The 5,205-nt window shown below is 68.7% G+C and carries 7 protein-coding genes; 4 read left to right on the top strand and 3 right to left on the bottom strand.

Features of this window, described 5'->3' with window-relative positions; all coding sequences use genetic code 11:
• Positions 1-55: 55 nt before the first annotated feature.
• Positions 56-916 (top strand): hypothetical protein, encoded by an 861-nt coding sequence (locus tag RMO85_RS11730; protein WP_310528905.1) that lies wholly within the window; start codon positions 56-58, stop codon positions 914-916.
• A gap of 25 nt (positions 917-941) precedes the next feature.
• On the opposite strand, the gene RMO85_RS11735 is transcribed toward RMO85_RS11730, so the two are convergent.
• On the bottom strand, positions 942-1,943 hold the full coding sequence (locus tag RMO85_RS11735) for a DnaB-like helicase C-terminal domain-containing protein (protein WP_310528906.1): 1,002 nt from the start codon (positions 1,941-1,943) through the stop codon (positions 942-944).
• Positions 1,944-2,216: 273 nt separating this feature from the next.
• Between RMO85_RS11735 and rplJ the strand changes: the two genes are divergently transcribed.
• The 3 genes from rplJ to RMO85_RS11750 all read left to right on the top strand — a co-directional run bounded on the left by rplJ (position 2,217) and on the right by RMO85_RS11750 (position 4,387).
• Entirely contained in the window at positions 2,217-2,888 is a 672-nt protein-coding gene (gene rplJ / locus RMO85_RS11740) for a 50S ribosomal protein L10 (RefSeq protein WP_310528907.1), read from the top strand.
• Between the two features lie 77 nt (positions 2,889-2,965).
• Complete coding sequence (gene rplL, locus RMO85_RS11745) at positions 2,966-3,349, top strand: 50S ribosomal protein L7/L12 (protein ID WP_310528908.1); 384 nt, start codon at positions 2,966-2,968, stop codon at positions 3,347-3,349.
• 192 nt (positions 3,350-3,541) lie between these two features.
• A complete protein-coding gene (locus RMO85_RS11750; protein WP_310528909.1) occupies positions 3,542-4,387 on the top strand; it encodes a methylenetetrahydrofolate reductase in 846 nt (281 codons plus the stop codon).
• On the opposite strand, the gene RMO85_RS11755 is transcribed toward RMO85_RS11750, so the two are convergent.
• Complete coding sequence (locus tag RMO85_RS11755) at positions 4,384-4,959, bottom strand: DUF1638 domain-containing protein (RefSeq protein ID WP_310528910.1); 576 nt, start codon at positions 4,957-4,959, stop codon at positions 4,384-4,386. The genes RMO85_RS11750 and RMO85_RS11755 overlap by 4 nt on opposite strands.
• 10 nt (positions 4,960-4,969) lie before the next feature.
• Positions 4,970-5,205: ASKHA domain-containing protein (locus RMO85_RS11760; RefSeq protein ID WP_310528911.1), on the bottom strand; the 236-nt coding region annotated here is incomplete at its 5' end.

A 5,205-nucleotide genomic window follows, 5' to 3' on the forward strand; every position in this document is an offset into this window, starting at 1 on the left:
GCCCGCGGCGTAGGCGAGGATGGGCTGGACCAGCTCAACCCGTGAAGGAGCCACCATGGCCCGCTCGTCCCTGGCCCGCCGACTCGGCGCTGCCTGCCTGCTCACCACTCTCGTGCTCCCGGCGGCGTCGTGCGGAGGCGACGACGGAACCGCGATCGACGAGTCCGCGGGCAGCCAGACTCCCGACAGCACCGACGAGAGCGTCGAGGGCGCCGACGCCGAGGCATCGGGGGACCTCGAGGAGCTCTCGGCCGATGAGTTCTACCCCGCCGTGATGGCGGCGATGCAGGAGGCCGGGTCCATGGGCTTCAGCATCACCACCACGGGTGGCCCCGCCTCCACCGAGGTGACTGGCGTCATGGAGTACGACGACGAGGGCGTCGCCATGCAGGCGTCGAGCGCCGGCGCCCAGGCCATGGAGATGGTCATGCTGGACAAGGTCCTCTACATCTCGGGTGCGGGTCTGCCGCTGCCGGACGGCAAGACCTGGCTCAGTGTCGACCTGTCCGACCCCCACAGCCTGTTCGGGCAGCTGGGCAAGTCCACCGACCCCAGTCTGATGTTCAAGGCCATGGAGACCCCGAAGGAGTTCGAGCTGCTCGGCAGCGAGGAGGTCGACGGCGTCGAGACCAATCACTACGACGTGGTGATGGACACCGCCTCCTACGCCGAGGCGCTGGATCTTCCCGCCGAGATCGCGAAGCTCATGCCGAAGGACATCGGAATCGAGATGTGGGTCGACGCCGACAACCAGCCCCGCCGGTTCCACCAGGAGCTGGAGATCCCTTCCCTGACGGGCACGGGCGAGCCGACCACGAGCATCACCGACGGGACCTACTACGACTTCGGCACCGCCGTGGACATCGAGGCCCCGCCCGCAGCCGAGGTCGCCGACAACGTCCCCGGCATGGGCTGACGGCACAGCGGCGCGGGCAGCCGCTCTATTCGGTGTAGACCCGTTCGTCGACGAGCTTCTCGGAGACGAACCTGCCCTCGGCGATGAAGCGCCCGCAGTCGAAGTGCTTGCGGAACTCCACCTCGCCGCCGGAGCGGCCGGAGCGGTTCTTCTCGATGGTCATGACCGACCAGTCCTTGAAGTGCTCACCGTTGTTGGCGCCGTACATGAGGTGATGACGGGCGACCACGTCGGCCTTGTTGCTCAAGATCAGCACGACGTCCGCCTCATAGGCGAGCGCGGTGGAGCCGCGCATGTTCCGGGCCCGCATCCGGGTTCCCGGCTCCAGCCCGGCGCGGTCGGAGGCGGAGATGGCGAGCACGGGGCACTCGAACTCGATGCTGAGGTCCTTGAGGCCTTCGCTGACGCGGGTGACCCTCTCATCCTCGGCCAGCTGGTCGGGGGCGCAGACCTTCTGCAGGTAGTCGACGACCACGAGCGGGGCTACGCCGTGCTCGATCATCACGTCCTTCACGGCCGCCGCGATCACGTCGAGCGTCGTCTGGGTCGTCGTGGAGCGATGGATGTAGAGCCGCGCCGCGTAGCCGCTCACGGCGGTGAGTGCCTCGATGCCGCCGGCGTGCTCGCGGAGACGCTCCGGCAGGCCGCCCCCGACGGTGTCGTCGGACATCTCGAACGCGGCGCGCACCTGCCGCACACTGAGAGGCATGGGGCGGGCCGAGCGCTCTGCAGCCTCCGCCGAGATGGCCTTGTGCAGCAGCGCCTCGGCTTCGAGCTCGAAGGACAAGAAGACGACGGGGCGACCCGAACTGGCGCAGCGGCGAGCGATCTGCAGCGCGAAGGTCGTCTTGCCCTCGCCCTGGGCTCCGGCCAGCAGGTTGAGCGTCCCTGCACGCAGCCCGCCGCCGAGCTCCTCGTCGAGCAGCGGGAACCCGGTCGGCCACAGCGGTGCGTCTGATTCGGGGTCGAGCAGACGACGGTCGACGCGCTCCAGCACGTCTATCGCGGCGGTCAGCTTCGGGTCCACGATCCGATTGCAGCACGGTCGGGCGGTGCCGCGCGGCGAAACGCGTGGATTTGTCCCTCGCCGTGCGTCGCCGTACTGTTGCTCTTCGAATCCAAAGACCGCCGGTTGTCGACGGGCATCAGCCCCGAGATCGAAGGTTCCGCCCGACAGCGGACGACCAGCGCAGGTGAGAGCAAGATCCGTGGCAACACGGTTCCCGCCCTGAGCCTGTGCTCGGGGCGTTCGTCGTTGTACGGGGTCTGCGCCGGTGGTCGACATCCGGAAGGAGATCCCATGGCGCGGCCAGAAAAGACTGCTGCCGTTGCGGAGATCGTTGAGTCGTTCAACGAAGCCGCCGGTGCTGTGCTGACCGAGTACCGCGGTCTCACCGTGAAGCAGCTGCGTGAACTGCGGCGCTCTCTCGGCGAGAACGCCAGCTACGCCGTGGTCAAGAACACGCTTGCCAAGATTGCCGCCAATGAGGCGGGAATCGACGGCTTCGACGACCTGCTCACCGGCCCCACGGCCATCGCCTTCATCAATGGAGACGTGGTCGAGGCAGCCAAGGGTCTGCGTGACTTTGCCAAGGCAAACCCCGCTCTTGTCATCAAGGGCGGTGTCTTGGACGGCAAGTCCCTCGACGCTGCCGAGATCGCCAAGCTGGCTGATCTCGAGTCGCGTGAGGTGCTGTTGGGCAAGCTCGCGGGCGGCATGCTCGCGTCGCTGTCCCAGGCCGTCTACCTCCTCAACGCCCCGCTCGCCCAGGTCGCCCGGCTCGCCGGCGCCCTGGAGGCGAAGGCGACCGAGGACCCCTCGATCCTCGCAGGTGGTGCCGGCGTGCCGGCCGCTGCCGAGGAGACCCCGGCCGCTGAGGAAGCCGCCCCCGCAGAGGACACCGAGGCTCCGGCCGACGATGCTCCCGCAGCAGAGGCGACCGACGACGCGACCGAGTCCACCGACGCCTGACCCGGGCCGACGTACACCACCTGAAACCCCATGATCCGCGCGGATGCGCTGGTCACAGATCGGAAGGAACCGCCACCATGGCGAAGCTGACCACCGTCGAGCTGCTCGACGCGTTCAAGGAAATGACCCTCATCGAGCTCTCTGAGTTCGTGAAGCAGTTCGAGGAGACCTTCGGCGTCACCGCCGCCGCCCCCGTCGCGGCTGCCGCTGCCCCGGGTGCCCCGGCCGCCGCTGAGGCCGCTGCCGAGCAGGACGAGTTCGACGTCGTCCTCGAGGCTGCTGGCGAGAAGAAGATCAACGTCATCAAGGAGGTGCGCGCTCTCACCTCCCTCGGTCTCAAGGAGGCCAAGGACCTGGTGGAGTCCGCCCCCAAGGCCATCCTCGAGAAGGTCGACAAGGCTGCTGCCCAGAAGGCCAAGGAAGCCCTCGAGGGCGCCGGCGCCACCGTCACCGTCAAGTGACACAGCCGATGTCGGTCTGACCGGCATCGCACCGCGATCCTCGATCGCACTCCGTCCTCAGGGCGGTCACCCCCGGGTGGCCGCCCTGAGGCCATTTTCCCGGTGGGGGTGGTCACGCAAGAGTCTGTACCCGGGGGGAGGTAGCCAGTAGAGTGAAGCGAATCTGATGCGCATCACGAAATGAGTTGCCTCATGCGCAACAAACGAACCTCCGAGACCATCGCCCGGCTGCTCGAGAACGCCCGGTACGAGGTGCTGCCCACGGCCTCCACCGAGGACAAGGTGCTCGAGCACCTGCCGCGCGATCGGACCGTCACGGTGACCGCCTCGCCGAGCAAGGGCCTCGAGGCCACCCTCGACCTGGCCGAACGACTCGCCGGGCACGGCTATGTCGTGGTGCCGCACCTCGCGGCCCGGATGATCAGCGGCCGGACCGAGCTGGCCGAGATCGCGGATCGGCTGGTCGGCAAGGGCATCACCAGCGTCTTCGTGCCGGGCGGCGATGCCGAACCGGCCGGTGACTACCTCGATGCGCTCGCCCTCCTCGAGGACCTGGCCGCCCTCGGCAGGCCGTTCGCCCACGTCGGGATCACCGGCTACCCGGAGTCGCACCCCTCGATCCATGACGACCTGACCGTGCAGTCCATGTGGGACAAGCGTCGCTACGCCACGCACATCGTCAGCAACCTGACCTTCGACCCCGCCGTCGTGCGCGACTGGCTGCACCGACTGCGGGCGAGGGGCGTCACGATGCCGCTGCTGCTGGGGATTCCCGGACCCGTCGAGCGCACGAAGCTGCTCGGCATGGCCACCAAGATCGGCGTCGGCGAGTCGACGAAGTTCCTCGCCAAGAACAAGGGCCTGTTCGCCCGGCTGGCGGCCCCCGGTGGCTTCACCGGTGAGTCCTTGCTGGACAAGTGCGCGCCCGCGCTCGGAGAGCCGGGCGCTCTCGTCGAGGGCCTGCACGTCTTCACGTTCAACCAGATCGCGGAGACCGAGGCCTGGCGAGTCGACCTGCTGGCCAGCCTGCGCCGCTAGGTCTCACACACGAGGTCGCCGAGTGCCCGCTCGAGTCCGCGGTCGCCCGTCTCGACCACGGTGAGGGGCAGTCCGATGCTCGCCGCCGCCTGCTCGGCCAGCGCTCGCAGCTCATCATCGGGCTGCTGGGCGAGCCACACCATCCGCGTGTACTGGCCGAAGTAGGTGTCGCGCAGCTCCGGGTGACGGTCGAGGCCGAGCTCCTGCAGCACGGTGCGGGCGAACGAGCGGGCGAGGAAGTCGGTGAGGAGGTAGGTCCCCGGCTGCTCGTCGAAGAAGCGCTCGAGCCGGGACTCGCCCGCATACACGTCGTAGCAGTGCAGACCGGGCAGCCGTCGCACGCCGAGCTCGCGGCAGACCTCGTCGAGGGCGCCGTACGTCCCGCAGTCGGCGTAGCCGATGACCACCCGCGAGTACGCCGCTGAGAGCTCGACCGCCAACCGGCGCACCTCGTCGGCGATCCGGTCGGGACGGTTGTGCAGCAGTGGCGGCAGCGGGTGCACGTCCACGGGCCAGCCCCGGCGCGCCACGATCGAGGCGACGGGCTGGGCGATCGCGCCGCATGCGATCACGGCGGTTCGCTCAGAACGAGAGCTGGTCGACGAACTTGTCGTTGAAGTCGGGGCGGTCGGAGAGCTCGACATAGGTCACCTCCTCGAGCAGGGCGAGCGCGCCGGCCCGCTCGCGCACCGACAGCATGGCCATCTTCGCGCCCTCGCCCGCGACGTTGCCGGCGGCGACGATCCGCAGGACCGGGAGCTTCGGCACCAGGCCGATGCGGATCGCGGACGCGGGGGAGAGGTAGCTGCCGAACGAAC

Source organism: Nocardioides sp. (assembly GCF_031422975.1).
Classification (GTDB): Bacteria; Actinomycetota; Actinomycetes; order Propionibacteriales; family Nocardioidaceae; genus Nocardioides.

Excerpts from the sequence above, each read along its gene's own strand:
- rplL (WP_310528908.1), top strand. The coding sequence starts at position 2,966 with ATGGCGAAGCTGACCACCGTCGAGCTGCTCGACGCGTTCAAGGAAATG.
- RMO85_RS11730 (WP_310528905.1), top strand. The coding sequence starts at position 56 with ATGGCCCGCTCGTCCCTGGCCCGCCGACTCGGCGCTGCCTGCCTGCTC.
- RMO85_RS11750 (WP_310528909.1), top strand. The coding sequence starts at position 3,542 with ATGCGCAACAAACGAACCTCCGAGACCATCGCCCGGCTGCTCGAGAAC.
- rplJ (WP_310528907.1), top strand. The coding sequence starts at position 2,217 with ATGGCGCGGCCAGAAAAGACTGCTGCCGTTGCGGAGATCGTTGAGTCG.